The organism is Roseibium sp. RP-7 (assembly GCF_053005225.1).
This window is the reverse complement of sequence record NZ_JBRKQA010000002.1, coordinates 958,279-984,413: the sequence shown is the minus strand read 5'-3', so window position 1 is coordinate 984,413 and position 26,135 is coordinate 958,279. Positions and strand designations below refer to the sequence as shown.

27 protein-coding genes are annotated in these 26,135 nt (G+C 60.1%); 6 read left to right on the top strand and 21 right to left on the bottom strand.

Translation table 11 applies throughout. The features are described 5' to 3' along the window. Positions 1-67: 67 nt before the first annotated feature. Positions 68-541: a YciE/YciF ferroxidase family protein gene (locus tag ACVDG9_RS19235; RefSeq protein ID WP_055655871.1), complete on the bottom strand. Its 474-nt coding sequence runs from the start codon at positions 539-541 to the stop codon at positions 68-70. Positions 542-908: 367 nt separating this feature from the next. Between ACVDG9_RS19235 and ACVDG9_RS19230 the strand changes: the two genes are divergently transcribed. Both ACVDG9_RS19230 and ACVDG9_RS19225 read left to right on the top strand, forming a co-directional pair. Further along, on the top strand, positions 909-1,607 hold the full coding sequence (locus tag ACVDG9_RS19230; RefSeq protein WP_055655868.1) for a TetR/AcrR family transcriptional regulator: 699 nt from the start codon (positions 909-911) through the stop codon (positions 1,605-1,607). A 70-nt stretch (positions 1,608-1,677) separates the two neighbouring features. Next, positions 1,678-2,019: a tRNA-binding protein gene (locus ACVDG9_RS19225; RefSeq protein WP_022998077.1), complete on the top strand. Its 342-nt coding sequence runs from the start codon at positions 1,678-1,680 to the stop codon at positions 2,017-2,019. Between the two features lie 39 nt (positions 2,020-2,058). Here ACVDG9_RS19225 and ACVDG9_RS19220 read toward each other — a convergent pair whose 3' ends face one another. The 4 genes from ACVDG9_RS19220 to ACVDG9_RS19205 form a co-directional block, all read right to left on the bottom strand. Then, the gene (locus tag ACVDG9_RS19220; RefSeq protein WP_447238735.1) at positions 2,059-3,393 is read right to left on the bottom strand and encodes an 8-oxoguanine deaminase; all 1,335 of its coding nucleotides are present in this window, start codon (positions 3,391-3,393) and stop codon (positions 2,059-2,061) included. A gap of 232 nt (positions 3,394-3,625) precedes the next feature. Beyond that, the gene (locus ACVDG9_RS19215) at positions 3,626-5,020 is read right to left on the bottom strand and encodes an ATP-binding protein (RefSeq protein WP_075282507.1); all 1,395 of its coding nucleotides are present in this window, start codon (positions 5,018-5,020) and stop codon (positions 3,626-3,628) included. A gap of 11 nt (positions 5,021-5,031) precedes the next feature. Then, positions 5,032-5,730, bottom strand: a complete 699-nt coding sequence (locus ACVDG9_RS19210) for a response regulator (RefSeq protein WP_289808358.1) — start codon at positions 5,728-5,730, stop codon at positions 5,032-5,034. Between the two features lie 34 nt (positions 5,731-5,764). Further along, positions 5,765-6,331, bottom strand: coding sequence for a MarR family winged helix-turn-helix transcriptional regulator (locus tag ACVDG9_RS19205; protein WP_173017312.1), 567 nt, complete (start codon positions 6,329-6,331; stop codon positions 5,765-5,767). Between the two features lie 246 nt (positions 6,332-6,577). On the opposite strand from ACVDG9_RS19205, the gene ACVDG9_RS19200 reads away from it, so the two are divergent. Continuing rightward, positions 6,578-7,480 (top strand): branched-chain amino acid aminotransferase, encoded by a 903-nt coding sequence (locus ACVDG9_RS19200; protein ID WP_228871837.1) that lies wholly within the window; start codon positions 6,578-6,580, stop codon positions 7,478-7,480. 49 nt (positions 7,481-7,529) lie between these two features. Here ACVDG9_RS19200 and ACVDG9_RS19195 read toward each other — a convergent pair whose 3' ends face one another. Then, positions 7,530-8,057 carry a TetR/AcrR family transcriptional regulator gene (locus ACVDG9_RS19195; protein WP_447238734.1) on the bottom strand — a complete coding sequence of 176 codons (528 nt, stop codon included), beginning with the start codon at positions 8,055-8,057 and terminating at the stop codon, positions 7,530-7,532. 80 nt (positions 8,058-8,137) lie between these two features. Here ACVDG9_RS19195 and ACVDG9_RS19190 point away from each other — a divergent pair, with 80 nt between their 5' ends. Further along, the gene (locus ACVDG9_RS19190) at positions 8,138-9,214 is read left to right on the top strand and encodes an alcohol dehydrogenase family protein (protein ID WP_447238733.1); all 1,077 of its coding nucleotides are present in this window, start codon (positions 8,138-8,140) and stop codon (positions 9,212-9,214) included. A gap of 24 nt (positions 9,215-9,238) precedes the next feature. On the opposite strand, the gene ACVDG9_RS19185 is transcribed toward ACVDG9_RS19190, so the two are convergent. The 8 genes from ACVDG9_RS19185 to ACVDG9_RS19150 all read right to left on the bottom strand — a co-directional run bounded on the left by ACVDG9_RS19185 (position 9,239) and on the right by ACVDG9_RS19150 (position 14,997). Further along, positions 9,239-10,462 (bottom strand): multidrug effflux MFS transporter, encoded by a 1,224-nt coding sequence (locus tag ACVDG9_RS19185; RefSeq protein ID WP_228866656.1) that lies wholly within the window; start codon positions 10,460-10,462, stop codon positions 9,239-9,241. A gap of 196 nt (positions 10,463-10,658) precedes the next feature. Beyond that, positions 10,659-11,120 carry a molybdenum cofactor biosynthesis protein MoaE gene (locus ACVDG9_RS19180; RefSeq protein ID WP_447238732.1) on the bottom strand — a complete coding sequence of 154 codons (462 nt, stop codon included), beginning with the start codon at positions 11,118-11,120 and terminating at the stop codon, positions 10,659-10,661. Between the two features lie 3 nt (positions 11,121-11,123). After that, entirely contained in the window at positions 11,124-11,375 is a 252-nt protein-coding gene (moaD, locus tag ACVDG9_RS19175) for a molybdopterin converting factor subunit 1 (RefSeq protein ID WP_022998066.1), read from the bottom strand. A 43-nt stretch (positions 11,376-11,418) separates the two neighbouring features. Next, the gene (gene pgsA, locus ACVDG9_RS19170) at positions 11,419-11,991 is read right to left on the bottom strand and encodes a CDP-diacylglycerol--glycerol-3-phosphate 3-phosphatidyltransferase (protein ID WP_022998065.1); all 573 of its coding nucleotides are present in this window, start codon (positions 11,989-11,991) and stop codon (positions 11,419-11,421) included. A gap of 102 nt (positions 11,992-12,093) precedes the next feature. Further along, a complete protein-coding gene (locus ACVDG9_RS19165; protein ID WP_022998064.1) occupies positions 12,094-12,384 on the bottom strand; it encodes an HlyU family transcriptional regulator in 291 nt (96 codons plus the stop codon). Positions 12,385-12,569: 185 nt separating this feature from the next. Then, positions 12,570-13,361 (bottom strand): molybdate ABC transporter substrate-binding protein, encoded by a 792-nt coding sequence (modA, locus tag ACVDG9_RS19160; protein WP_447238731.1) that lies wholly within the window; start codon positions 13,359-13,361, stop codon positions 12,570-12,572. A gap of 71 nt (positions 13,362-13,432) precedes the next feature. Beyond that, the gene (locus tag ACVDG9_RS19155; protein ID WP_022998062.1) at positions 13,433-13,804 is read right to left on the bottom strand and encodes a winged helix-turn-helix domain-containing protein; all 372 of its coding nucleotides are present in this window, start codon (positions 13,802-13,804) and stop codon (positions 13,433-13,435) included. A 167-nt stretch (positions 13,805-13,971) separates the two neighbouring features. Beyond that, positions 13,972-14,997, bottom strand: a complete 1,026-nt coding sequence (locus tag ACVDG9_RS19150) for a carbon-nitrogen hydrolase family protein (RefSeq protein WP_447238730.1) — start codon at positions 14,995-14,997, stop codon at positions 13,972-13,974. 124 nt (positions 14,998-15,121) lie between these two features. On the opposite strand from ACVDG9_RS19150, the gene ACVDG9_RS19145 reads away from it, so the two are divergent. After that, positions 15,122-16,075 carry an AraC-like ligand-binding domain-containing protein gene (locus tag ACVDG9_RS19145; RefSeq protein WP_447238729.1) on the top strand — a complete coding sequence of 318 codons (954 nt, stop codon included), beginning with the start codon at positions 15,122-15,124 and terminating at the stop codon, positions 16,073-16,075. A 29-nt stretch (positions 16,076-16,104) separates the two neighbouring features. On the opposite strand, the gene mscL is transcribed toward ACVDG9_RS19145, so the two are convergent. The 7 genes from mscL to ACVDG9_RS19110 all read right to left on the bottom strand — a co-directional run bounded on the left by mscL (position 16,105) and on the right by ACVDG9_RS19110 (position 25,035). Further along, entirely contained in the window at positions 16,105-16,548 is a 444-nt protein-coding gene (gene mscL, locus ACVDG9_RS19140) for a large conductance mechanosensitive channel protein MscL (RefSeq protein WP_031268245.1), read from the bottom strand. 193 nt (positions 16,549-16,741) lie between these two features. Then, positions 16,742-17,320, bottom strand: a complete 579-nt coding sequence (locus ACVDG9_RS19135; protein WP_022998058.1) for a thymidine kinase — start codon at positions 17,318-17,320, stop codon at positions 16,742-16,744. A 129-nt stretch (positions 17,321-17,449) separates the two neighbouring features. Then, positions 17,450-18,553, bottom strand: a complete 1,104-nt coding sequence (locus ACVDG9_RS19130) for an endonuclease/exonuclease/phosphatase family protein (protein ID WP_447238728.1) — start codon at positions 18,551-18,553, stop codon at positions 17,450-17,452. An 82-nt stretch (positions 18,554-18,635) separates the two neighbouring features. Beyond that, positions 18,636-20,195, bottom strand: a complete 1,560-nt coding sequence (locus ACVDG9_RS19125; RefSeq protein ID WP_447238727.1) for a tetratricopeptide repeat-containing sulfotransferase family protein — start codon at positions 20,193-20,195, stop codon at positions 18,636-18,638. A 140-nt stretch (positions 20,196-20,335) separates the two neighbouring features. Then, positions 20,336-21,892, bottom strand: a complete 1,557-nt coding sequence (locus ACVDG9_RS19120; protein ID WP_447238726.1) for a tetratricopeptide repeat-containing sulfotransferase family protein — start codon at positions 21,890-21,892, stop codon at positions 20,336-20,338. A 60-nt stretch (positions 21,893-21,952) separates the two neighbouring features. Continuing rightward, a complete protein-coding gene (gene uvrC, locus ACVDG9_RS19115) occupies positions 21,953-23,932 on the bottom strand; it encodes an excinuclease ABC subunit UvrC (RefSeq protein WP_447238725.1) in 1,980 nt (659 codons plus the stop codon). An 89-nt stretch (positions 23,933-24,021) separates the two neighbouring features. Continuing rightward, on the bottom strand, positions 24,022-25,035 hold the full coding sequence (locus ACVDG9_RS19110) for a calcium/sodium antiporter (protein WP_022998053.1): 1,014 nt from the start codon (positions 25,033-25,035) through the stop codon (positions 24,022-24,024). A 370-nt stretch (positions 25,036-25,405) separates the two neighbouring features. Between ACVDG9_RS19110 and ACVDG9_RS19105 the strand changes: the two genes are divergently transcribed. Next, positions 25,406-26,077 carry an outer membrane protein gene (locus ACVDG9_RS19105; protein ID WP_168692372.1) on the top strand — a complete coding sequence of 224 codons (672 nt, stop codon included), beginning with the start codon at positions 25,406-25,408 and terminating at the stop codon, positions 26,075-26,077. The last annotated feature ends 58 nt before the right edge of the window (positions 26,078-26,135 follow it).

The window sequence follows — 26,135 nt, the reverse complement described above, 5'->3', positions numbered from 1 at the left end:
CGGAACTCCGGCGGCCTTTTGGTTCTCTGACCCGAAAGCCGAAGGGCCTTCGAGCAGCATGGCGTGGTTACTGCGCGTTGATGGTCGAAACGGCAAGATTGGTCAGCTTGCTGTTTGCCGCCTTTTCCTGGTCGAGAATGCCGGTCAGCAGGTCGTGGGCCTCATCGTGGCCGAGGACCTTGGCCCATTCGCGCAGTGTTCCGTAGCGGGCGATCTCATAATGCTCGACCGCCTGGCAGGCGGCCAGCAATGCTGCGTTCTTGGCCGCGCCGCTCGCCTCGCTGATGATGCCGTCGGTTTCCTTGATAAGGCCTTCAATGGCATCGCACTTCTCGCCTTCCGGCTTCTTTCCGAGCGACTTGAAGACCTGTTCCAGAACCTTGACCTGGGATTTCGTTTCTTCCAGATGCTCACCGATCGCATCCTTCAGTTTCTTGCCGTTTGCAGCTTCCTGCAGTTTCGGCATGGTCTTGGTCATGGTTTTCTCGGCGTAGTAGATGTCCTGAAGCGTATGCTCGAAAGCATCGGCAAGCGTTTTCATGGGGCGTCCTTTCACAAGATGCGCTTGGCCCGGGGCGGGGCTCGGCAAAGGTCTGTCAAAGCCACCCGGAGACGATCGGCGCGATGCTCCGTTTCAACGGGGCTTCGCGTGGGGGAACCGATCGCTCGGGCGGAACAGGTCATGAGAAAGGTGTCCGGGAGTCCTTTCGGACACTCCGTACCCGGTCTCAGGCCCGTCAGTTCAGGAAACGCCGTGCCAGTCGGTTTGGTTCCTGTTCGGTGCCTGCATTTGCCTGAGACCCGCGTTCCTGGAGGGGCACTCCGACAGCCTGCGGCAGCGGGCCACCCTTTTCTGAAAGCATCTGCGATCCTATGTTGAGGGCAGAAAACACACAGGAGGGCCAGCAATGGCGACCGCGAAGACCAAGCAGAAGATCCTGAAGACCTTTCTCGATCTGTTGTCGGAACATCCTTATGAAGACGTCTCGCTGCCGTTGATCGCCGAGACGGCCAAGGTCAAGCTTTCCGAAATGCGCAGCGCCTATGCCTCCAAGCTGAAGCTGGTTGCCGCCTTCCTGGAACAGATCGACACCGCTGTTCTGGACGAACGCGACGAGGATATGGGCGACCAACCCCCGCGCGATCGCCTGTTCGACATCCTGATGAGCCGCATAGACGCCATGGCCGAACACAAGGAAGCCGTGCGTGCGCTCCACAAGGCGGCGCGAAAGGATCCCGCCCTTGCGCTTGACTTCAACGCCCTTGAAGTGCGCTCGCAGAAATGGATGCTGATCGCTGCCGGGATCGATGTTTCCGGGGTCAAGGCAACCGTCGTTGCCCAGGGTCTCTCCGTTGCCTTTGCCCGTGTCATCGGCGTTTGGCTGGACGAGGAAGACGAAGGCATGCCGCGCACCATGGCGCGCCTCGACAAGGAACTGGACAAGGGCACGTCCTTCATGAAGCGGCTGAACAAGCTGGACGGCGTCGCAAAAGGCATCCGGTCGTTCTTCCGCAAGGCATCTGAACGCTCTGGCCGCCGCGGTGACAGGGCGGAAAGTGGCCGGGAAGACACAGACCTCGGCGGAGAGGCCCCGGCAGGCGCCTGAGCGTTGCCCGGGCCTTGCGAACAGTCATCTGACCGTCCATGGTCGCTCGCGGAACAAAAGGAATGTTTTCGTGAGCGATCAGATCAGTTTTGACGATTTCCTGAAAGTGGATGTGCGTGTCGGCCGCGTTATCAAGGCCGAGGAATTTCCCGAAGCACGCAAGCCTGCCTACAAGATGCAGATCGATTTCGGTCCGGAAATCGGCATCAAGAAAACCTCTGCACAGATCACCAAACACTACACGCCGGAAACCCTGGTCGGAAAGCTGGTGATGGCGGTGGTCAACTTCCCGCCGCGCCAGATTGGCCCCGTCATGTCCGAAGTGCTGACGCTCGGCGTTCCGGATGCTGATGGCGAAGTGGTGCTTTTGTCGCCGACCAAGGACGTTCCGATCGGCGGTCGGCTTTACTGATCCTGCGCACCTGGCCCCGTCTCCAGGGACAAGCCCGTTTCAGGGTTGCAGATTTCGCGCAAGCCGGTTCTGGCGTTCGATCACCCTCGGCAGGTCGATCGTGGTGATCTGACCGTCGTTGACGACCTGACGGCCCTCCACGAACAGGTGTTTGACGCGTGTCGGACCGGCGAGCAGCAGGGCCGCCGGATCCCAGCTGCCCGCGCTTTCTATGCCGGAAACATCCCACAGTGCGATATCGGCACGTTTGCCGAGGGCGAGCCGGCCGCAATCCGGCCGGTTGAGCACATCGGCTCCGCCACGCGTCGCGATTTCCAGGGCTTCGCGGGCAGACATGGCATCCGCACCGTTGGCCACCCGTTGCAGCAGCATCGACTGGCGCGCTTCCAGGACCAGGTTGCCGGCATCGTTGCTGGCCGAACCGTCAACACCAAGGCCAACCTTCACCCGGGCGTCGCGCATTGCGCGAACAGGGGCAATGCCGCTGCCAAGCCGGCAGTTGGAGCAGGGGCAATGGGCAACGCCGGTGCCGCTGCCGGCGAACAATCGGATTTCCCGATCATCCAGTTTGACGCAATGGGCGTGCCAGACATCCGGCCCGGTCCAGCCGAGATCCTCGGCGTATTGACCCGGTCGGCAGCCGAATTTTTCCTGCGAGTAGGAAATGTCCTCATCGTTTTCCGCAAGATGGGTATGAAGCATAACCTTCTTGTCGCGAGCTAACAGAGCCGCATCGCGCATCAGGTCCCGGCTGACCGAGAAGGGTGAGCAAGGGGCAAGGCCGACACGAACCATCGCGCCTTCTGACGGGTCGTGAAAGGCGTCTACGACGCGAATGGAATCTTCCAGAATGCCGGCTTCCCGTTCAACAAGGCTGTCGGGCGGAAGGCCGCCGTCGCTTTCGCCAATACTCATGGCGCCACGGGTCGGGTGAAAGCGAAGGCCGATCTCTCTTGCGGCGGCGATGGTGTCATCAAGCCGCGACCCGTTGGGATAGAGGTAGAGGTGATCGGAGCTGAGCGTGCATCCGGAAAGTGCCAGTTCGGCAAGTCCGGTCTGCGCGGAAACGAACATTTCCTCCGGGCCGAAGCGGGACCAGATCGGGTAAAGGGTCTGCAGCCAGCCGAAAAGCAGGGCGTCCTGGCCACCGGGAACGGCTCTGGTCAAGCTCTGGTAGAGATGATGGTGCGTGTTCACAAGGCCGGGTGTCACGACGCAGCCACGAGCGGACAGCGTTTCGCCGGTGGTCTCCAGATCTTTACCGATTTCCGCAATCACGCCATCACGCAGACGAATGTCGACGGCCGACAGTTCCCGACGGTCATCATCCATCGTGAGGACGGTATCGGCATTTTTCAGCAGAATTTCAGGCATGATGCATTCCTCAAGTCCCCGTCTCATCGGAATGCGCTCGGCTGGTGGAAAACGGGGGCAAGAACCAGCAAGCCATTTGGTAGAAAATTGATGTTTGCCCAGTCAACCGGAAATTGGGTGGCGATTGTGTTCAATCACCTTGAAAGACTTTCAAATGAAACAAACTGGTGGCTGAAAAGGCAAGTCTCTCGGCCAGTATGCAGCGAATTCCTGCCTGGAAAGTAAAGTTTTCCTATGCCGGGATACGCAGCCGTGCCCGCAAGCCGCCCATTGGACTGTCTTCGAGATAGAGGTCGCCGCCATGGGCACGGGCAATATCACGGGCGATGGCAAGGCCGAGACCGCTACCGGTTTCATCCATGTTGCGGGCAAGATCCAGCCGGTGGAAGGCCCTGAAGGCAATCTCGCGCTGGTCTTCGGGAATGCCCGGGCCGTCGTCGTCGACGGTGATGGTGATCCAGCCTCTGTCGACCCGGCCGAGTACTTCCACCCGGTTGCCGTATTTGCAGCCGTTGGTGACCAGGTTGGAGAGGCAGCGCTTCATCGACAGGCGCCGGATCTCGACTTCCGGGGAGCCTTCGAACCGGGTCCTTACATCGTGGCCCGAGATCTCCGCTTCTTCTTCGAGTTCCTCCAGAAGCAGCGACAGGTCGGTCTTCTGGATGTCCTCGTCGCCATCGCCGCTGGCAAAGGCCAGATAATCCTCGAGCATGTGGCTCATCTCGTCGACATCCTTGCGCATCGCCTCGCTTTCCGGCGAGCCGCCGAGGAACGCGAGCTGCAGTCTGAGACGCGTCAGAATGGTCCTCAGATCGTGGCTGACGCCTGCAAGCATGGTGGTACGCTGCTCGATCTGCCGTTCGATGCGTCGTCGCATGTCGATGAAGGCAAGGCTTGCCTGGCGAACTTCGCGTGCGCCGCTGGCCCGAAAGTTTTCCACCGGCCGGCCCCTGCCGAAGGCCTCCGCCGCATTGGCAAGGCGCACGATCGGGCGGATCTGATTGCGCAGGAACAACAGGGCGATGATCACCAGAACCAGCGACGTGGAGAACATCCAGACCAGGAAGATGTGCGAATTTGAGGCGTAGGTCTGGCTGCGCCTTGTGAAGACGCGCAGGATGGAATCCTTCAACTGGATGCGGATTTCGACGAAGCGGGACCTGCCGACCGTATCGATCCAGAACGGCTTGCCAATGCGCTGCCCGATCGCCTGGCTCAGTTCCTGGTCGATGACGTCGAAAAACGGTTTGGGCGTCGGAGGGGGCAAAGGCTCAAGCGGTGTCACCGTCATGGACATGCCGAGCGCCCGCGAGGCGAGTTCCTCGATGTTGGCGTAGTCCGGATCCTGCGGATAGTTCTCCAGAACATAGACCACGGCCGCAATTTCGCGCACCACGGCTTCCGACATTCTGCGCGAAACCAACTGGTAGTGCCGCTCCATGAACACGAAGACGAGCACCGACTGCAGGATCACGATGGGGGCGACAATAATCAGGAAGGTCCGGGTGAACAGGCCCTTCGGCATGACCCGGTACATGAGCCTGGCGACCTGACGATAGACCGCCATCAGCGGTTTCAGGGGAACCGTCAGGGGAACGCGCCGGAAGAAGCTGTCGAGTCTCGCCATTTGTTTCCGGCTCAGTCGCACGCGAGCCTGTATCCGATGCCGCGCACCGTCTGCAGGTAGATCGGGTTTCCCGGATCCGTTTCGATCTTGCGGCGCAGCCGGTTGATCTGGACGTCGACCGTCCGTTCGCCCAGGCCGCTATCATCACCGACGATCTTGTGGCGAGGAACGGTCGCGCCCGGTTGCTCGGCGAAAATCGACAGGATCTGCTTTTCCCTGTCCGTCAGGCGCACCATGGCCTCGCCATTCTTGAGCTCACCCCGGGCAGAATTGAACGAAAACGGGCCGAAGCGGATCTCTTCGCTGACAATGACCGGCTGCTGGTTGCCACGGCGCAGGATCGCGGCAATGCGCAGCATCAGTTCCCGCGGTTCGAACGGCTTGGAAAGGTAATCATCGACACCGGCTTCCAGTCCGGCGATCCGGTCCGGGGCCTCGGAGCGCGCGGTGAGCATCAGGATCGGGACGGAAGAGTCCTGGCGCAGGGAAACGGCAAGTTCCAGACCGGTCTCACCCGGCATCATGACATCGAGGATGATCAGGTCGAACTCCAGCCCGGACAGGCACGTGCGGGCTTCGGCCGCATGGGCGGCGGCGGTCACACGATAGCCGTTCTCCTTGAGCAACCTGGACAGAAGGTCCCTGATGCGCTTGTCGTCGTCGACCAGGAGAATGTGGTTGGCGTTGTCGTCAGGCACCTGGGCATTCATGTCGGCTTTGTCGTCCTTTTGTGACCTCTGCCGGTCAATCCTTCAGATCGTAGAGACTGCGTATTAGCTGCAGGATCTGAGGCCGCGCTTCGGGGTCGATCATTCGGAGCAGAAACCTGCGGATAATTTCGTCGCTGCCATCTGGCAATCCAATTAGGGCGCGTTCAAGGCGCTTTTGCTGCAGGCTGGTAAGGTCCACAGCAAGGGCGTGTCCGCGTTCGGTGGTATAGAGCAGTCTCTGCCGCCTGTCGTGATGGCCTTCGCGCTGCTCGATGATGCCGGCGTCCACCAGTTGCTTGAGCACCCGGCCAAGGCTCTGCTTCGTGATCCGGAGAATGCCGAGCAGGTCAGTGACCATGATCCCCGGATTGCGATCCACAAAATGCAGAACACGGTGGTGTGCGCGGCCGAACTCGTACTTGGCCAGTACGTCATCCGGGTCACCGGTGAAGTCGCGATATGCGAAAAAAAGAAGCTCGATAAGGTCGTAGGACAGCGCGTTGGCACCATCCGTATCGTCCCCTTCGGGCTGCCTGGGCCGAACCTCGTCCGTTTCCCGTCTGAGGGGCGGTTGGTCCGGTTTGAAATTTACGTCAGTCATATTGACTTAATTCTGGTCGATTGTTACTTCTATCCGGTCGCGAACGAAATGATCGGTCTTTTTGATGCATTTTCACGCATCAGATGATAAACGAATCCTATCATCGTCGCCGCGGCCATCAGGATACCGATAGTTGGCGTGCTGTGCAAAAAATACAGCGGTAAAAAAGGCGCAAGTCTTTGGCGTCATTTGCCTCTGTTAAAGAGAAAACAAAACAACGCTCATAGAGCGAGCGGGAGATGAAAAATGGCTGGAACGCCTTTTGATCAGCTCAGTGGTGATATCTGGTACGACGGCACTTTCGTGCCTTGGTCGGAAGCCAAACTGCATGTTCTCAGCCACGGACTGCACTACGGCAGCAGCGTGTTCGAAGGTGAGCGTGCTTATGGCGGCCGGATCTTCAAGTCCGAAGAGCATACGGAGCGCCTGCTTGCATCGGCGCGCATGCTCGGTTTCGAGATCCCGTACACTGCTGAACAGATCAACGCCGCCAAGGAAGAAACCCTGGCGCGCATGAACCTGACCGATGCCTATATCCGCCCCGTCGCCTGGCGCGGCAGCGAGATGATGGGTATTTCGGCTCAGCACAACACCATTCACCTGGCGATCGCCACCTGGGAATGGCCGAGCTATTTCAAGCCGGAAGAGCGCCTGAAGGGCATTCGCCTGGATATGGCCGAATATCGCCGTCCGGCGCCTGCAACGGCACCGTTCAAGGCGAAGGCCGCCGGTCTCTACATGATCTGCACCATCTCCAAGCATGCCGCGGAAGCCAAGGGCTACACCGATGCGCTGATGCTGGACTGGCGCGGTCAGGTGGCCGAGGCGACCGGCGCCAACGTGTTCTTCGTCAAGGACGGCAAGATCCATACGCCGACGCCCGACTGCTTCCTGAACGGCATTACCCGCCAGACGGTGATCGGACTGGCACGCGACCGCGGTATCGAGGTTGTCGAGCGTGTGATCATGCCGGAAGAGCTGCCGGAATTCGAACAGTGCTTCGTTACCGGAACGGCCGCTGAAGTGACGCCGGTTTCCGAGATTGCCGGAAATACCTATCAGGTCGGCGATATCATCAAGACCCTGATGCAGGACTATGATGCCGCTGTGCGTCCGCAATCCCCGGCCCTGCAGGCCGCAGCAGGCTGATAGAACAGCCGCACGGCAAGGACCAGAAAGGCGGGCATTGGCCCGCCTTTTATTTTGCGGCTATGTCGGAATGCGCAGTCAAAAGGAGCTTGCCAAGTAACTTGGCGCGTTCCACCGACCGGTCGCCATGAAGCGGCCAGGTCTGCGTCAGACCTTCCAGAAGAAGCGAGAGTTCGATTTCACAGCCCGCAAGTCCCGTTGCGCTGGCGGCGAGGCCGGCCACCTGTGTCTTGTGTTCCTTCAGGAGATCAAACAGCTTCTCGTCATGGGGAGCAGATGCCACAGCGGCATGGAACAGGCAGCCCCTCGTGGTTTCGGTTTCCATCCAGCTGGCGACCCGGTCGAGGATTTCTCCAAGAGCTTGTTCCGGGTTGGCCGGCAAGTCGCCAAACACCAGTTTCAGGTAGCGCCGGTGCCGATGCTTCAGGGCCGCGTAGACCATGTCTTCCCGCGACGGCACGTATTTGTACAGCGTGCGAAGGCTTACGCCCGCCGCATCTCTCAAATCTCCCACGCTTGGTGAGGCAAAGCCGTTTTCGGCAAATGCCCGCTCAAGTCCCGAAGCGATCCTGGTCATGGTGTCGGTCATGCTTGACTATGTAGAATGATCGTTCTACACGTGGCAAGTAGAAGGATCATTCTACCAAAGGAAAGCGTATGGCGGTCCCCGAAAAGATGAGCGGTGTCGTGCTGACGGGGCACGGCGGACTTGAGAAGCTGGTCTGGAGGACAGACCTGCCGGTTCCCGTGCCCGGAAAGAACGAGGTTCTGATCCGTGTCGGTGCGTCGTCGGTCAACAATACCGATGTGAACACCCGAACAGGGTGGTACTCCAAGGCCGTGCGTGGCGACACCGCCTCCGGCGCGGCTGACGGATATTTGGCCGACACCGGAGCGGATGGCAGTTGGTCCGGCAAGCCTTTGACCTTCCCGCATATTCAGGGCGCTGATTGTTGTGGTGAAATCGTTGCGGTTGGCGACGGCGTCCCGGTGAGCCGGATTGGCGAACGGGTTCTGGTGCGGGCGCTTCAATCCGTCGAAGCAGATGGCCCGGAACCTGCAATCTGGACCTTCGGGTCAGAGAGCAACGGTGGATTTGCACAATACGCAACGGCAAGATCTCACGATGCGCTTGCGACAAACTCCCGTCTGAGCGAAGTCGAACTGGCTTCGTTTCCCTGCGCCTTTTCGACGGCTGAAGGAATGATGCAACGTGCTGGCGTCAAGGCTGAGCGTGTGCTGATCACAGGGGCGTCCGGCGGGGTCGGCTCTGCGGCGATCCAGCTTGCCAAGCGCCGGGGGGCGCATGTCACGGCGGTTACCAGCCGGGAAAAAGCAGCCGACTTGCGGCTTCTTGGAGCCGACGACACACTGGATCGGGACGCCGTTCCGCCCGAACAGTCCTTTGACGTTGTGCTGGATCTCGTTGGCGGCCCTTCCTGGGGCAAGCTGATCGATGCGCTTTGCAACAGAGGGCGCTACGTCACGTCGGGTGCGATAGCCGGGCCGATTGTCGAACTGGATCTTAGGACGCTCTACCTGCGTGATCTGGCGCTTCTTGGAAGCACCTATCAGCCGGACAACGTCTTTCAGGACCTTGTGAGCTACATCGAAGCGGGCGAGATCCGGCCGGTGGTTGCTGAAACCTATCCCTTGCGCGAGCTGCGTGCCGCGCAGGAAAAGTTCCTGGAAAAAGCCTTCATCGGAAAAATCGCGATTGATGTCGGCGCGTGAGGCGCCGACATCAACATCTCATTCTCAGTCCTGGGACTGCTTGTCGTGCATGGCGTGGAACATGCGGCCACGCTCGGCGTAGAGAATGCAGCCGATGGCGCAAAGTCCATAGACTGTGTAGGCGAGGCCAAGGGGCTGGGTCGTGCCATCGAAAAGCTGCCCCATGATGTACCCCAGGATCGCGCCGCCAAGCGTCGAAATGGTGCCGATGACGGAGGAAGCGGTTCCGGCGATGGCGCCGAGCGGTTCCATGGCCATGGCATTGAAATTCGCGCCCAGGAAGCCAAAGCTGGTCATGATCAGCGTTGCCAGTATCATGAACGCCCAGAAGTTCTCCAAACCTAGAAACGCCAGAAGCCACACGATAAATCCGAGCGCGGTGTAGACGACCGCAGCCCCATGGGAGAGCCGCCGCATGCCGATGGCTTCCACCAGCTGCGCGTTGGTGAAGGACGCACCGGCCATGGTGATGGCAATGGCAGCGAAGACGATCGGGAACAGCGTCCCAAGGCCGAAAATGTCGACAAAGATCTGCTGCGACATGGCCAGGAACGAGAACAGGCCGCCAAAAATGAATGCGGTGCCGACCGTGTATCCAAGGCTCACGCGGGTGGTCAGAGCCGTCATATAGGCGCTGACGATGGTGGAGACTTCCATCGGGCGGCGGTTTTCGACCGCCAGGGTTTCCGGCATCCTGAGGGCGGACCAGATCATCATCGCGACGCCGTAAATGAGCAGAAGCGCGAAGATCCAGTGCCAGCCGGCAATCAGGAGAACTGCCTGGCCGATGGACGGCGCGACCACGGGAACGGCCATGAAGACCATCATCACCAGTGACATGACCTTGCCCATGCGCCTGCCGGTGTAGCAATCGCGCACGACGGAAAGCGCCGTGACGCGGGCAGCCGCACAGCCGATGCCCTGAAGGACGCGCGCGATCAAAAGCGTGTCGAGATCCATCGCGAAGATGGCGCCGATACTGGCAAGGCTGTAAAGCGCAAGGCCGCCGACCAGGATGCCGCGCCGCCCCAGTGCATCTGTTACCGGGCCGAAGAAGAGCTGCGCGCCGCCAAAACCCACCAGATAGGACAGGAGCACAAGCTGGCGGTTGTTCTCCTCAACGATGTTGAGTGCATCGCCAATCGCGGGTAGGGCCGGCAGCATGACGTCGATGGCCATGGCATTCAGCGCCATGATCATGGCGATGATGGCGACAAACTCGGCAAAGGGAATGCCTGGCTCGCGCAGAACTTCTGAAGAAGAGCCTGAAGCACCCTTTTCTGCCGCCGGCGTTGCGGCGGCTGTGCCGGAGGGTTCACTGTCGTGTTTCACGGGGTCGGACCAATTCAAATGGGTGGGCTGCCGGGGCAGCCGCAAAGCTTGAGAATGGGAAAGAAGCGGCAGAGCGGCCTTGAATCAATAGCAGACTATTCGCTTGTGCAGCTCAGGTCCAGCGTGCGGCGTCCGTGTCGTCTTCGGTTTTCGCTTCCACCCAGGCTCCGCTGCCGCCTTCCGCAGGGTGTTCCTTCTTCCAGAAGGGGGCGCGGGTTTTCAGGTAGTCCATCAGGAAGTCGGCAGCCTCGAACGCGGCCCGGCGGTGGGAAGAGGCAGCGATCACCAGAACGATGTTATGCCCTGGTGCGATCTTGCCGAAGCGGTGGATCACGGTAAGGCCCGTCAGCGGCCAGCGCTCTGCCGCTTCGCCGGCAATCCGGGTCAATTGGGCTTCGGCCATGCCGGGATAGTGTTCCAGTTCCAGTGCCGCCAGGGTTCCGGCTTCATCCCGGCACAGACCTGTGAAGGTAACCAGCGCACCGACGTCCTTGCGTCCTTCTGTAAGACGAAGGCTTTCAGCCTGCAGGTCGAAGTCTTCTGCCTGGACGCGGACAAGCGGGGTTGTGGCCATCGTTCAGCCGCCTGTCATGGGCGGAAAGAAAGCAACTTCCCGGGCATCGCCAAGAGCAGCGTCGGTTTCCACATGCATCTGGTCAAGTGCAACGCGAATGGCGTCTTCTTCCTCGAACGCGGCGGCGTGATTGTCGTCGAGTGTCTTCAGATGCGAGATCAGATCAGCAACTGTCGCAACCGATGCCGGAACCTCGATGGTTTCCTCTTCGACGCCGACCCGTTCACGGACCCAAGCGAAATAGCGGATGTTCATGAAACCTCCAGGTGGTGTGCGGTCAGGGCCGGTTTGAAGGCGCCTATTCCGTTATCAGATGGCCGATGCCGGCCCGGAAATAATCGTACCCCGTATATAGGGTAAGCAGGGCGGCGAGCCAAAGTGCCACGAGGCCTGTTTGCGTCGTATAGGCGAATACGGTGTCGCCCGCCGGCCCAGCAAGCAGAAAGGCGACAGCGATCAACTGGACGGTGGTCTTCCACTTGGCAAGCTTGGTAACGGGAACGCTGACCTGCAGTTCGGCCAGAAATTCGCGCAGTCCCGAGACCAGGATTTCCCGGCACAGGATGATGATTGCCGCGATCATGGTCCAGCCGTAGATGGTTCCGTCACCGGCCAGCATCAGCAGGCTGACGGACACCAGCAGCTTGTCGGCAATCGGGTCGAGCATGCGCCCGAGCGCGGACTGCTGTTGCCAGGCACGCGCCAGGTAGCCATCGAAGAAATCGGTGATCGCTGCCAGAACGAACAGCGCAAGCGCGACCCAGCGGGCTGTGTTGCCTTCGAAATAAAAACAGACCGCAACTGCAGGAACCGCCAAAATGCGCCCATAGGTGAGGAGATTGGGCAGGCTCAGGACAATATTTCGTTTCATGTCGGCTTTCGGATTTCGGGCTGAACCCGGCGCTTTCGGCCCGGGATACGGGTTCCCGGCAGCACCCTGACTATTCATTTCCGGTGAAGATCCGGTCCTTGCTCAATCGAATATGCTATCGCCGACCTGGTCAATCATCAATTTGGCCTTGCGGATCATCTCGTTGGCCGCAGCTTCCTCGTCCGGCAGCGTGTCTGCACGAATGAAGGTATGCACCTTGGTTGTCTCGCCAACCTGCTTTTCAATCCGGCCGCTGACCTGCCATTGGCCGTTCGACAGCTGGGGCTGAGCGACGATCAGGTAACCGTCATAGTCCACCGTCGTTGCCTTCGAGGCGCCTTTGTTGCCGTCTCCGGAAGAGCCGAAAAGGGATTTGAACATCTTGCCGAGCATCTGAGGCCTCAATCCGTTTCATTTGCCCCCTTTTACGAGGGGCGGGGAAGGGCTTCAAGGGGAGAGGCCGGAGAAGCTTGCGGGAATTTGCATTCTTCAGCGCAAGGTGATGGCGCAGAGGCGTTTCGTCCGGCCTGCTCACGTGTTCGGCGATTTGAGGTTCCTGCGTTGACCGGCTTGAAGACCTAGCGGTCGAGCACGACGAAACCCTGACGTTCGAAGGCTTCGCGCGCGTCGGGGCCCTGGAGATAAGCTAGGAACTCTTCTTCCGCGGGTGTGTCCCGATTGGCCAGATCCGCCACCGGATACACAATCGACGGATGGCTTTCTGCCGGAAAGGTTCCAACGACAGTCACATTGTCCTCTGCCACGGCGTCCGTGGCATAGACAATGCCGTAGGGCGCTTCACCCGTTGCCACCAGCGCAAGCGCGGAACGAACATTGTCCGACTGCGCTACACGTGGTTCCGCATCGTCCCACAGCCCCAGGCTTTGCAGGGCTGCCTTGCCGTAGATGCCTGCGGGAACCGCGTCGACCAAAGCCATGGCAAGACGGTTGTCGCCCAGGATTTCGGGGAGGTTCAGATCCGCCGAAATATCGAGCGGCTTTGCTTCACGGCCATGTGCAATCAGGACGAGGGAATTGTTCAACAGGTCGAACCGGGTGCCGGCCTCCAGCAGCCCGTCCTTTTCCAGAACATCCATCCAGTCCGGATTCGCCGAGATGAAGATGTCCGCCGGTGCTCCCTGCTGGATCTGCCGCGCCAGCGCCGAAGAGCCCGCAAGTGATATCACCAGATCATGTCCGGTCGCCGCTTCGAAACGCTGTTCGATCTCTTCCAGGGCGTCCGCCAGGCTTGCTGCGGCAAAAACGGTGACTTCCCCTGCTGCCGCAGTGGTTGGTTGAGCCGCAAGGCCTGCAAGAAAGGCCGCACCAGCCAGAGAGCGCAAGCAGGCGAAGAGACTGGAATTGGACATGCTGCTGGTTCCTCAAAATTGCGATATGTTTTTTCGGGAATATCGCAGGCGAAGCTGCCAAAAGGCAAGCGTTATATTCCGTCGGGAATATCGCTCAGCAGGGTTTTCAGTTTTTCGATGTGCGGGTCTCCGGCGGCACGCGCCTTCAGTTCAATCGCGCGATACTCCTCGAGAACGGCGAGGCCGGTCTCGGTAATCTGCGCCCCACCGCCTTTTGCGCCGCCGCGGCTGCGTTCCACGAGGGGAGAGCGGAACATGGCATTGAGTGTTTCCACTAGTTGCCAGGCCCGCTTGTAGCTCATGCCCATCTCACGGCCCGCGGCCGCTATCGATCCGGTGCGCTGAATGCGTTCCAGCAACTCGGCCTTGCCGGGGCCCATCATTTCGTCCGGGCCGAACACGAGGCGGATGCGGAACCGGGGACTGCTGTCTTCGTCTCTCATGCGCCGATATTGACCTTGTCGGCCACGCCTGGACAAGGCGCAATTTTCGGTTCCGCGGGTTTGTCCAAGTGTGCCGGCGAGGTCGTCGCCAACGGATTGGCACAGCGTACGGTAGACCCGGGCAATCCCGGACCGGTGCGCAGGTACCGCGCACCGGCTCGTTTGGTCTACTCGGCAGCCTCTTCCATTGGGCTCTGCCGCGCTGTGGCAAGCTCGCTTGCATCTTCCCAGCCGGGGGCATCGTCGAAGGCGACGACGGGGCGCTGTTTCTTCCGGTTGAGCAGCAGTCTGGTGGCGTCCCGCTTGGCATAATGACCCGCCGGATCGGCAGCTGCCTTGGCGAAGGCGATCATGCCGAGGTCGATGTCCGCAAAGACGAGGCCTTCTTCGTCCTGAGCGATCTGAGTGCCGATTTCCTGTCCGTCCGGGGCGTAGATGCGGGTATAGCCGCCGCCGAGCGGGCATAGTGCTTCCTTTTCCGGATCGCCCTGGCAGAGCTCGTCCTGGATGTCCCTGGTGACCAGCGAGCAGGGTGCAAGCACGAAACAACCGCCTTCAACCGCGTAGATCATCGACGCCGCGTTGTTGACTTCGTGGCCAAGGGCGTAGGCCGTGCCCTTGTAGAGGTGGAGATTGGGCCAGGCGGCACAATGGATCTGTTCGTTCTGGGCATACATGGCGTATTTCGACAGCGGTTGCAGGTGTTCCCAGCAGGCCAACTGGCCGATGCGGCCGAGGGAGGTTTCGACCACGGCAAGATCAGAGCCGTCGCCTTCGCCATAGACCGTGCGTTCCACGTGGGTGGGTTTCAGCTTGCGCCGGCGGTTCACGACCGTGCCAGTCTCGTCGAAATGCCATTGGGCTATATAAAGCGAGCCGCCGTCACGTTCCGAGCAGCCCATGGAAAGCTGGATGTTGTTTTTCCGGCAGGCGTCGGCCAGGCGCTTTTCATGGTCCGAACCGGCGACGATGGAATTTTCGAAATAGCGTCCGGCAAACTGCATCTGCCAGGCGACGGGGCCGAGCCAGATGTAGTTTGGATAACCGGGCAGCCAGGTTTCGCTGAAGGCGACCAGTCTGGCTCCGGCTGATGCAGCTTCCTCGATCAGGCGGACGGCCTTGTCGATGCCGGCATCAAGATCGAGAAAACAGGGGGCAGCCTGGACGGCTGCGACTTTGAATTGCTTGGTCATGTGATGTCCTCCTAGGCCTCCCAGCCTGCCGGAGTGACGAAGAGATTACTTTTGCCCCTGAGCCAAAAAACTTGCGTTTTTGGGCAGACTGCCGAAAATCGACCAGTCGAACACGGAAACGGATATGAGCGGCCAGGCCTCATACAGCACAGTGGACATCGCCCCGCGCGATCGCTTCGCCTATTGGCGGGAAGCGGTTTGTGACTCTTATGTCCAGCTGGGCTGTGAAGCGGGCGAGGGCCCCGGTTTCGTCGGCAGTCTGGATATCGAGCGCCATTCGGCCCTGTCCGTTTCCAGAGTGTCCGGGACAGCCCACAGGGTGGTGCGGCGTCCCAGCGACATCCGGTCGGCGTCGGAAGCCGATTTCCTCGTCAGCCTGCAGACCGCAAACTCCTCGCGTCTGACCCAATTCGGAAAAACATCGGTGCTGCGTCCCGGCGACATGGTGGTCTATGACAGCACCCAGCCCTATTGTCTGGATTTGACGGAACCCTTCTCGCAAACGGTCCTGCAGTTTTCGAAGGCAAGTCTGCTCTCCCGACTGCCATTTGCCGAGACGCTCGGCGGAACCTGGATCGACGGGCAAAGCGACATCGGCCGTCTTGTGCGAGAGAGCATCCTGGCGTTTTCAGCCCACCTGAACAGCGGCTCTCCGGCGTTCGCCTCAACGCTTCAGGAAACGCTTCTGGACCTTGTGGCGACCGGGCTGGCGGGCAGCCGCAAGAGCGAGCTGGCGCTTTCGTCGTTCGATCGTCAGATCCTGCTCAGGGCACGCAGCTGCATTGCGCGCCGCATTCACGATCCGGAGCTGGACCGGAACCAGGTGGCGTCGGCCACCGGACTGTCGGTACGGCGTCTCAACGCGATCTTCCAGTGCGAAGGGTCTTCGATCGCAGGCGAAATCCGGCAGAAACGGCTGGAGGTCGTTGCAGCGGCACTGCATGACCCGAGATTTGCAGCGATGTCGATCAGTGAAATCGCGATGCGCTGCGGGTACAACAATCTGCAGCATTTCTCGACACTGTTTCGCAAGGCTTTGGGCCGTTCGCCCCGGCAGTACCGGGGCGAGGAAGAGTAATCGCGGTAAAGTGTCCCGCGAGGGTGAAATCAGGCAGAGGCCTTGGCTGACTTAAGCTCGTCGCGGATTTCGATCAGGACGTCGATTTCCGACGGGCCGGTCTTGACCTCAGGCTCGACGTCGTCCGGTTTTTCAGCCATGGACTTGATCCGGTTGACCGACTTCACAAGCATGAAGACGACAAACGCGATGATCATGAAGTTGATGCAGGACGTCAGAAAGGCGCCATAGGCGAAAACGGCGGCCCCGCTCTCACGAGCAGCGGCAAGACCGGTGCCGGCAGGAACCTCCCCGGACAGAACGACATACATGGAGGTGAAATCGATGCCGCCGATGATGAGCCCGATAATCGGGTTGATCAGGTCATTGACCAGGCTGGTGACGATGGCGGTGAATGCTGCGCCGATGATGATGCCGACGGCAAGGTCCATGACGTTGCCCTTGGCGATAAAGTCGCGAAATTCCTTGATCATATGCATACCCCAAAAGTCTTCGTATCGCTGACCAGAGTGCGCGCGGTAGCACCTTAATCGAATTGGGCTGCGGCAGGGCGTCTTGTCAGAAAAACCGATAATCCTGCTCTGGGGGGCTTTGTCCATCACAAAGTGAGGAAACTGCGACCAGTCCGAGCTGCGGTTCTGCAAGGTTCCGAATGGAAAGCGGCGATCAGCCCAGCTTCCGCTCGCTCCAGTGACGGCGGCAGAGCGAGACATACTTGTCATTGCCACCAATTACGACCTGGTCGCCTTCCTCGACGATCTTGCCGTCCGCATCCAACCGGGCAACCATGGTTGCCTTGCGTCCGCACCAGCAGATGGTCTTGATTTCCTTCAGATTATCCGCAAGCGCCAGCAAGGCGGCGCTGCCGGGGAAGAGCTTTCCCTGGAAATCCGTTCTGAGGCCGAAGCACATCACAGGAATGCGCAGCGTGTCGGCCACCCGGGCGAGCTGCCAGACCTGGTCTTCCGTCAGAAACTGGGCTTCGTCGACGAAGACCGCGTCGACCTTCTTCGCTTCGTCGGCGCGCAGTATGTGATCAAAGACGTTGTCAGCCGAGTTGAAGACATCGGCATCCGCTCCCAACCCGATACGCGATGCGATCCGGCCCTTGCCGCCCCGGTCGTCGAAGGCGGCGATCAGGAGCAGCGTGTTCATCCCCCGCTCCTCGTAGTTATAGGCGGCCTGCAACAGCACAGTCGACTTGCCGGCGTTCATCGAGGAGTAGTTGAAATAGAGTTTGGCCATGCGGAACTTTGGGAATCGGTCTTGAAGTTGCGGGCAGTTTTCAGGAAACCACCCGAAGCCTCAAACACTTTCCGGTTGAAGTCACAGCCAATGTCGCAATTTTCAGGTGCCGGGCGCAGATCGCCGAAGTCAGTTGGTCGGCGTCTGGGCGATCTCAACGATCAGCGGCAAATGATCGGAACCGATATCGGGGCCAAGCGAAACGTTGACGATCTGGATGTCCCTGGAGACGGCGAACTGGTCGACAGGCGCGCCGAGGATCCAGTGCAGGCTGTAATCGAAGAAGAAGCGCGTCGTCTGCGGCCATCCGTCCGGATAGGCCGTCTTCAACCCGTTTCGTGTGAGTGTCTGCTGGAACCGGGCAGACCAGGGTGAACTGTTCCAGTCGCCGATTGCCAGAATGTTGCTGCCGTTGTCGGCCTTCAAGGTATCGATGACGTTATCAGCCTCGTCGAAATATCGGCGCTTGTTCTCCCAGCGGATCTTCGAACGCGGGCTGTCGGGATGAATGACCAGGAGATGCAGCGGAGCCGAACCGGTGTCGACGGAGAGAGACAGCAGTTCTCTGTCGCCATCGTAATAGACATTTGCCCCGGGAGGGACATCGCCAGAGATGACACGGGTTTCTTCCGACGTCAGCGGAAAGCGGGAATAGACCGCCAGGCCCCCCAGGTCTCCGATCTTCAGGTATTCGGGAAATCCGTTCTTGCCGGCACCGCCGGTCGGCAGCCCCAAGCGTTGCCAGCGGCGTTCCTGAAGCCACCACAGCACTTCCTGAAACACCACGACATCAGGCTGCTCCTTTTCCAGAAAGGCCTGCAAGACCTTGTCACCCAGAAACAGGTGTTCAAGGTTGATGGAGACGATCTTGAGCGGACGATCTCCTGGCGCGGCGGGACCGAGAGGCTTGGTGTTGGCAAGCGTGCGAGCTCCGGTGAACCCGGCCAGGCTGAGAAAGGCGATCACGGCCACGAACCAGGTCAACCGGTACAGCAGACGAAGCCGGTGGCGAACGAGGAAACCGGCCGCACCGCCAAGACACCCTGCCAGGCCTGCGGCCAGAAACTGTCGCAGGAAGAAGCTCATGTTGTCCGCAAGCCAGACGTCCGGCGCCAGAAAGGCAAGCAGGCCGAGCACACTGACTGCAATGGCACCAAGGCTGCCACACCAGCCGATCAGGGATATTACGCTATGGATCAGGGAACGCGGTTTAGCCTGGGGCTTTCGAAACATGGCAGCCTGGGTCCGATTTCATGAGAAGGCGGCTGTGCTTAGCACGGACTGCGCGGAAGGTGCGACCTGTTTTGCCGCAAAGTCAGTTCGCCTTTGCCTCGAGCGCTGTCAGAAGCGGCTGAATATGCACTTGATAAACCTTCCAGCGCCCGACGGACGAGCCATAGACAGGTCGGCGTGCCTGCTCGCGGCTGAAGGTGAAGATCTGGGTGGTCTCATCAGGGGGCTTCAGACAATCGTCGTCCCAGTCCAGGCCGGTGTGGGCGAGCAGGGCCCGACTTTCCGTCTCATTGTCGCTGACAAGGCTTTCATAGGACTGATGCCTCAAGGCAACCGGCAGAACCTCTGACCAGTGGGCCATCAGATCACGGTAGAGATTGAAATAACGGCCGAGTGAAGCCTGGCTCTCATTGTAGGAATGATGCGGGGGTAGCGGCGTCATGTAGATCGAAAGACAGGTGTCTTCCGCGCTCCGCGTCACATGCACGAAACTGGCGTTGGGAAAAAGAAGGGCGAGAAGCCAGAGGCTTTCGAAATTGTGAGGCATCTTGTCGATTACACGGTGCGCTCTCTTGTCGATATCCTCCAGATGGGAGAGATAGCGGCGGCCGATGCGCTGAGCGTCCTGCCGTGTTATCTGACGGGCTGCCTCGAAAAGGCGCGGGCCGTGTATCTGGCCGGACGCCAGATTATGAATCCGATCGGGAATGAACTGAAGCTCCCCCGCGGCCCGTGCGGCGGGGTGCCGGCCGATGATCCGCTCGACCAGGGTCGTGCCGGAGCGAGGCATGCCGAAAACGAAAACCGGCCTGTCACTTGAAAGCGCCCAGTCCTTCCGCTGTTCGAAAAACTCCCGGTCAAACACGACTTTGCAGGTTTCCACGAAGGTTTTCTGGACGTCCGGGTCGTGGGCGGGGTAAAGGCCCGTCCGGTATCCGTCGAAAAAGGAAAATGCCTTGCCGGTGTCGCCTGCAGCGTCGCAGATCTTGCCTGCGGCAAACGCAAGACGGGTGACTTCGGCGGTCGCGGCACCCTGAGGCAGTTTCGCAAGATGCCGTTCAATCCCGTCAAGGACACTCGCCTTGAGAGTTTCGTCCTGAGCTTCGGCAGCCGCGGTCAGGATTGCGGGATCGGAAGGCGCCTCGGTGAAGGCGGTGCGAATATGATTTTCAGCAAGCTCCCGATTGCCGAGCGTCATTTCCAGTTCGAAGAGACCCAGATGAGCGCGTGGCGACCGCGGATCGGCCTTCAGAGCCTGCTCGAAGGCCTGCCGGGCAAGTCCGGAGCGCCGGAGATCGGCGTAGACTTCACCCAGGACGCGTTGCGCGTATTCAGACCCCGGGGCGAGCGACGCTCCTTTGCGCGCATGAGGCAGTGCGTCTTCGCTGCGCCTCTCGATGTTGAGCGCGCTTGCAAGTGTGGTGTGAACCACTGCCTCCTTTTTCGCGACTTTTGCGGCCTCTTCCAGATGCGGGATCGCCTGCGCGGTTCGGCCGAAGGAGAGGCAGGCGATGCCCATGCCATACCGTGCCCGGGCATTGCGCGGATCGTTCTGGAGCAATGCCTCCAGAAGCGCCTGAGCGCGGTCGAATTGCCCGGCTTGAAGAAGAGCAAAAGCTTGTTCGGTCGGATCTGGGTGCATCTTTGTCCGGTGGTCTGCACCGCACAAGCGGCTGGTCTCGCGAACACACCCGTTTCCAAAAAAGGCGCGGAAGACGCGCCGGGTGCCGGTTTGTCGCTACAGCTTGTGATAAACCAGCCTGAAGATGCAACCCTCCGGTGTCAGGTTTTGATCCCTGCAAGTCCTTCGAGCAGCGGGCCAATGTGATCCCGGTACTTTTCGAAGCGGTTCATGGCCCCTGTATGAATGGGCTGCCTGACCTGGGCCATGGAGAAGGTGAAGACCTGCGCCTCATTGCTTTCGTGATGGCGGCAAGCATCGTCCCAGGCCAACCCGGCATGACTAATCAGTAGTGGGCGCTCCGTATCCGGATCGCTTACAAGGGTCTCGTAGGACTGATTGCGGATCTCAACCGGCAGCACCGTGCTCCAGTGCGTCATCAGCTTTCTGTACTGGCCATAATAATGGGCGAGCGATTGCTGGCTTTCACAGTAACCGTGCTTGCCGGGCAGGGGCGTCATGTAGATGGAGACGCAGGTGTCGGCCGGGTTGCGGCTGACATGGCAGAAATGTGCATTGGGGAACAGGAGGGCGATCAGCCAGAGGTGCTCGAAATTCTGCGGCATCTTGTCGATCACGCGGGCACTTTTCTTGCTGAAACCGTCGAGCAGGGTCAGGTACTTGCGGCCGATGCGCTGGGCGCTCTTGCGGTCAAGGGCCAGGGCGGCGTCGAAGAAGGCATTGTCACCGGTGTGGCCTGCCGTCAGACCGTCGATCTGCTCGTCAAAGAAGCTGAGTTCGCCCGCAGCCGTTGCTTTCGGGTGGGCAGACAGGATGGCCTCCACCAGCGAGGTGCCTGATCGCGGCATGCCGAAGACGAAGACGGGTCTGTCGCTGGTGAGGGCAAAATCCTTGCGGTCTTCGAAAAACTGTTTCGAGAAGACTTCCCGGCAGGTTTCGACGCGGCGTTCCTGCCGGTCGGCATCATAGTGGCCGTAAAGGTCGTTTCGATGCAGGCCGAGGTAATGGAAGGCCTTGGGAATGTCGCCGGTGTCGTCGCAGATCTTGCCGGCTGTGAAGGCAAGCCTTGCCCGCTCGACCTTTGCCATCGGCCGGTCCGCATCGTTCAGCAGGGTCCCGATCTTTTCCAGCGCCTCTTTCTTCAGTGAAAGGTCGGAGAGGTCCCTTGCACTGATGAGAACCGAGGGTTCCTCGGGAGCCAGTTCCAGCGCGCGCCGGAAATGGGTTTCGGCCTCGTCCATCTTGCCGAGCGAGACTTTCAGCCGCGAGAGCGCCAGATGTGCGATCGCCGAAGCCTCGTTGATGGCAAGCGCGTTTTGAAAGGCATGTTCGGCCATGACGGGCCGCCGCAGCCTTGCGTAGATCTCGCCAAGGGTGCGGTGGGCGAATTCGGACTTGGCGTCGAGGGCGACTGCCTTGCGCGCATATGGCAGGGCCTCCTCGAAACGGTTGTCGAGGGTGAGGGCATCCGCAAGTGTAGCGAAGATGACGGCTTCCTTCTTCGCGACCTTCGCGGCAGCTTGTAGATGTTCGATTGCCCGGGATGCGTGACCGTGGGTCAGATAGATGACACCAAGCCAGTGATTGACCTGAGGATCGCGCGGATTGGCTGCATTGAGATCGGTCAGGATCTCCAGCGCCATGCCGTAATCCTTTGCGTCGATGCACCGAAGCGCGGCTTCCAACGGGTTTGACACTCTCAGAATTCCTTGGCTTTGGCAAAATCATTGGCCGGGAGGAAACGCCGGCTCGACGTCCTATTCATGAAAATGGTCGTAGACCAGTTTGGCAATCGCTTCGGAAATGCCGGGCACGGCGGCCAGGTCGTCGACCCCCGCCTTGGAGACGGCCTTGGCCGTGCCGAAGTGGCGCAGCAGGGCCTTCTTCCGCGTCGGACCAACACCCGCGATCTCATCCAGCGGGTTCCTGGTAATGTCCTTCTTGCGGCGAGCCCGGTGGCTGCCGATGGCAAAGCGGTGCGCTTCGTCGCGCAGACGCTGGACGAAATAGAGGACGGGGTCGCGCTCGGGCAGCATGAAGGACTGCCGGCCGGGGATGAAAAATTTCTCCCGTCCGGCATCCCGGTCGGGCCCCTTGGCGATGCCGACGAGCGGGACACCGGTGATGCCGAGGCTTTCCAGAGTCTCGCGGGCCGCTGTCAGCTGGCCCTGGCCACCGTCGATGAGCACCAGTTCCGGCCAGGCCGGTACGCCGGTATCGGCAGGGGCCGTTTCCAGTTCGCCCTCATCGGTATCCTGGAGGGCTGGGTCGACCGCCTCCGGTTTGCTGTCTTCGCGGGCGTGTTCCTTCAACAAGCGGGAGAAGCGCCGCGTCAGCACTTCGCGCATCATGCCGTAGTCGTCGCCGGGGACGAGATCCTCCGACTTGATGTTGAACTTGCGGTACTGACCCTTGGCGAAGCCTTCCAGGCCGGCAACGATCATGCCGCCCACCGCATTGGTGCCCATGATGTGGGAGTTGTCGTAGACCTCGATCCGGCGCGGCGGTTGGGGCAGGTCGAAAGCTTCCGCGACGCCTTTCAGCAAACGGGCCTGGCTGGAGGTTTCCGCAAGTCTGCGGCCGAGCGCTTCGCGTGCATTGGTCAGTGCGTGGTCGACCAGTTCCTTCTTTTCCCCGCGTTTGGGGCAGGCGACGTCGACTTTTCGGCCTGTGCGTTCGGAGAGCGCCTGCGCGAGAAGGTCCTGTTCGCTTAGTTCGTGGGAGAGCAGGATCTGACGTGGAGCGGGTTTGTCGTCATAGAACTGTGCCAGGAAGCTTTCCAGAATATCGGCTTCCTCGAAGGACTTGTCGGCCTTGGGGAAGTAGGCTCGGTTGCCCCAGTTCTGTCCAGTGCGGAAAAAGAACACCTGCACGCAGGTCTGGCCGCCTTCCTGGTGGATGGCGAAAACGTCGGCTTCCTCGACCGACTGCGGATTGATGCCCTGATGCGCCTGAATGTGCGACAATGCCGACAGGCGGTCGCGGTAGATGGCGGCGCGCTCGAACTCCAGATCGGCGGACGCGGCTTCCATCTGCTTAGCAAGCTGGGTCTTGATCAACTGGCTGCGGCCGGAGAGGAAGGCCTTGGCCTCCGATACCAGGCCGGCATAATCCGCCGGATCGATTTCCCCGGTGCAGGGGCCTGCACAGCGCTTGATCTGATACTGCAGGCAGGGACGGGAGCGGTTTTCGTAATAGCTGTCCGAACAGGTCCGGATCAGAAAGGCTTTCTGGAGCGCATTGATGGTGCGGTCGACTGCGCCTGCCGAGGCAAAGGGGCCGAAGTACTCGCCCTTGCGCTTGCGGGCACCGCGATGCTTGACGATCGCGGGGGATTCATGGTCACCGGTCACCAGGATATAGGGAAAGGACTTGTCGTCGCGCAGCAGCACGTTGAACCGTGGCCGAAGGCGCTTGATCAGGTTGGCTTCCAGCAGCAGGGCTTCCGGCTCTGTCTGGGTGACGACGAATTCCATCGACGCCGTCGCCAGGATCATGCGCATGATCCGGTTGGACTGGCCCTGCAGGCGCGTGTAGCTGGTGACCCGTTTCTTGAGGCTGCGGGCCTTGCCGACGTAGAGAACCTCGCCGTTTTCGTCCAGCATCCGGTAGACGCCCGGCCCGTTGGGCAGGCGCTTGACCTCGTCGGCAATGACCTCGACGCCCTTGCGTGCGGGGGCATTGCCGGTCTCCGGCGCGGATACGGCGCTTTTTTCAGAATCAGTATCGTCCTGCATGCCAGACATTTAAGCCGCGCAAGGCAATAGGGAAAGAGGCGGGTGCGGCGAAGCGGTGCTCTGCTGCCAACCGGTGGCCAAAAGTGTCTTCAGGAGGTGTGACCCAGCACATAGACGGTGGCGATATAGGCGCAATAGGCCGCCGTCATGACAGCGCCGGATATACGGCCGAGACAGATGCGCATTCCAGCCAGGATTGTCAGCAGGATCGCACAGGCCAGCATCACCCAGATATCCAGCTTGAGGACTTCCTGCGGCACGTCGATCGGCACGATGACGGCGGTGATGCCGATGATGGCGAGCAGATTGAAGACGTTGGAGCCGATGACGTTGCCAATGGCGACGGCACCATGCTGGCGAATGGCGGCCATGACCGTTGTGGCAAGTTCCGGCAAGGAGGTGCCGAGGGCGATGACGGTCAGGCCGATGACGGCTTCGCTGACGCCCCAGGAGGTTGCGATCGACGTTGCTCCACTGATGGTGAAATGCGCACCGAGCGGCAGGCCGACCAGGCCGAGAAGAATATAGGCGAGCGCGATCCAGACGGAATCGGGAACGTCCTCAACCTCGTCCAGGCCATCATCGTCTTCCATCGGGATATCGGCAGCGGCGGCGCCTGCGGATGCCGCGGCGATGGCTTTCTGCTCTTTCCTGTGCTTCTGCGCCATCATGGTGGAGGCTGCAAGGAAGACACCGAGCAGTGCCAGGAGAATGAGGCCGGCGGTCAGGCCGATGGGCGTGAAGAAACAGAGCGCCATGAAAACAATGGTGACTGCGACCATGAACAGTGCGTTGCGCGTCGCGCCGGTTTCACCACACGGGGTTGCCGCGATCAGCGCGGGCATGCCCAGGACCAGAAGCACGTTGGCGATGTTGGAACCGACCACATTGCCGATGGCGATGCCGCCGGCGCCTTCCAGCGCGGCTTTAAGGGAAATGACCAACTCGGGGGCAGAAGTGCCGAAGGCGACGATGGTCAGACCGATGACCAGATTGGGAATGCCCAGACGCTGCGCAATACCGACCGAACCCCTGACCAAGACATCGCCTGCGATAATCAGAACAACAAGTCCGCCTGCGAGGCTGATGTAGTCAAAGAGCATTTACGAATTTCCGGTTCGGGTCAGTTTCAATCTTCGAAGGCGGCTTCAATGTGGCAGCGCCAAAGTTCAACTTGGCGCCTTATACGCAATAGATCGGTGAGGGGAAAGCCGCGGACAAGGATCTTTCTACCGGCCAAATGGGGTTCCTGAATGCAAATTGCAATTGTCTTTACGGGTCTTTCATCCTGTCAGAATGTTGCCTCCATTTGTCATCAAAACTCCCCATTCTCAATCCTGATCCGCCACAAACGATCTCCATATCTTGTCAATGGGGGAGAGTGAGGACGCGGCTTTATACCCGTCCAACTCGCAACTGGCCGGCAATTTCCGGCCAACGCACTAATGGATAAAGTGGATCTGGAGTACTCAAATGAAACGTCTTGCACTTGCTGGCATGGCCCTGACAGCCGCGACGGTCGCATCGGCGCCTGTCCTGGCTGCGGATTTGCCGCAGTCGCCGGCACCGGCCTATGAGGCGGTTCCGGCTCCGCAACAGAGCATCGACTGGACCGGCCTTTATGTCGGTGGCAATCTCGGATGGGCTTTCGGCCAGTTCGACAACAAGGCCGGCAACAACACCGGGCTTGGAGTGGATGCCAACGGCATCGCCGGCGGTCTTTACACCGGTTACAATTACCAGGTGACGCCGAACATCGTGGTCGGCGCGGAAGCCGACTTCAGCCTGACCGACCTGGAAAAGTCCAAGTCCAACGGTGGCCTGACCCTGCGGTCCAAGTCTGACTGGAATTCCAACTTCCGTGGCCGTGTCGGTTACGCCTTCGACCGTTACATGGTCTATGGTGCCGGCGGTCTGGCGATTGCCGACCTGGAAGTTTCCGGCAATGGCGACACGGACAGCAAGACCGCCCTGGGCTGGACCCTTGGCGCGGGTGGCGAAGCAGCCATCACCAACAACATCAGCGCCAAGCTGGAATACGTCTACCAGGATTTCGGCGAACAGGATTTCAACCTGAACGGAACCGGCGTGAGCTCGGATTTCAACAATTCGCAGGTTCGCATGGGTATTGGCTACAAGTTCTAAGCCAGCCTCCCGGCCGATACGGAAAACCCGGTACCGCAAGGTGCCGGGTTTTTTCTTG

Bases quoted from the DNA above. Each gene is read 5' to 3' on its own strand.
- ACVDG9_RS19165 (WP_022998064.1), bottom strand. From the start codon at position 12,384: ATGCTCGGCAAGATGTTCAAATCCCTTTTCGGCTCTTCCGGAGACGGC.
- ACVDG9_RS19130 (WP_447238728.1), bottom strand. From the start codon at position 18,553: ATGTTTCGAAAGCCCCAGGCTAAACCGCGTTCCCTGATCCATAGCGTA.
- ACVDG9_RS19210 (WP_289808358.1), bottom strand. From the start codon at position 5,730: ATGAATGCCCAGGTGCCTGACGACAACGCCAACCACATTCTCCTGGTC.
- ACVDG9_RS19135 (WP_022998058.1), bottom strand. From the start codon at position 17,320: ATGGCCAAACTCTATTTCAACTACTCCTCGATGAACGCCGGCAAGTCG.
- pgsA (WP_022998065.1), bottom strand. From the start codon at position 11,991: ATGAAACGAAATATTGTCCTGAGCCTGCCCAATCTCCTCACCTATGGG.
- uvrC (WP_447238725.1), bottom strand. From the start codon at position 23,932: ATGCAGGACGATACTGATTCTGAAAAAAGCGCCGTATCCGCGCCGGAG.
- ACVDG9_RS19155 (WP_022998062.1), bottom strand. From the start codon at position 13,804: ATGAGAGACGAAGACAGCAGTCCCCGGTTCCGCATCCGCCTCGTGTTC.
- ACVDG9_RS19205 (WP_173017312.1), bottom strand. From the start codon at position 6,331: ATGACTGACGTAAATTTCAAACCGGACCAACCGCCCCTCAGACGGGAA.
- ACVDG9_RS19125 (WP_447238727.1), bottom strand. From the start codon at position 20,195: ATGCACCCAGATCCGACCGAACAAGCTTTTGCTCTTCTTCAAGCCGGG.
- ACVDG9_RS19195 (WP_447238734.1), bottom strand. From the start codon at position 8,057: ATGACCAGGATCGCTTCGGGACTTGAGCGGGCATTTGCCGAAAACGGC.
- ACVDG9_RS19110 (WP_022998053.1), bottom strand. From the start codon at position 25,035: ATGCTCTTTGACTACATCAGCCTCGCAGGCGGACTTGTTGTTCTGATT.
- modA (WP_447238731.1), bottom strand. From the start codon at position 13,361: ATGTCCAATTCCAGTCTCTTCGCCTGCTTGCGCTCTCTGGCTGGTGCG.
- ACVDG9_RS19215 (WP_075282507.1), bottom strand. From the start codon at position 5,020: ATGGCGAGACTCGACAGCTTCTTCCGGCGCGTTCCCCTGACGGTTCCC.
- ACVDG9_RS19145 (WP_447238729.1), top strand. From the start codon at position 15,122: ATGAGCGGCCAGGCCTCATACAGCACAGTGGACATCGCCCCGCGCGAT.
- ACVDG9_RS19230 (WP_055655868.1), top strand. From the start codon at position 909: ATGGCGACCGCGAAGACCAAGCAGAAGATCCTGAAGACCTTTCTCGAT.
- mscL (WP_031268245.1), bottom strand. From the start codon at position 16,548: ATGATCAAGGAATTTCGCGACTTTATCGCCAAGGGCAACGTCATGGAC.
- ACVDG9_RS19190 (WP_447238733.1), top strand. From the start codon at position 8,138: ATGGCGGTCCCCGAAAAGATGAGCGGTGTCGTGCTGACGGGGCACGGC.
- ACVDG9_RS19180 (WP_447238732.1), bottom strand. From the start codon at position 11,120: ATGGCCACAACCCCGCTTGTCCGCGTCCAGGCAGAAGACTTCGACCTG.
- ACVDG9_RS19105 (WP_168692372.1), top strand. From the start codon at position 25,406: ATGAAACGTCTTGCACTTGCTGGCATGGCCCTGACAGCCGCGACGGTC.
- ACVDG9_RS19200 (WP_228871837.1), top strand. From the start codon at position 6,578: ATGGCTGGAACGCCTTTTGATCAGCTCAGTGGTGATATCTGGTACGAC.
- ACVDG9_RS19235 (WP_055655871.1), bottom strand. From the start codon at position 541: ATGAAAACGCTTGCCGATGCTTTCGAGCATACGCTTCAGGACATCTAC.
- ACVDG9_RS19220 (WP_447238735.1), bottom strand. From the start codon at position 3,393: ATGCCTGAAATTCTGCTGAAAAATGCCGATACCGTCCTCACGATGGAT.
- ACVDG9_RS19150 (WP_447238730.1), bottom strand. From the start codon at position 14,997: ATGACCAAGCAATTCAAAGTCGCAGCCGTCCAGGCTGCCCCCTGTTTT.
- moaD (WP_022998066.1), bottom strand. From the start codon at position 11,375: ATGAACATCCGCTATTTCGCTTGGGTCCGTGAACGGGTCGGCGTCGAA.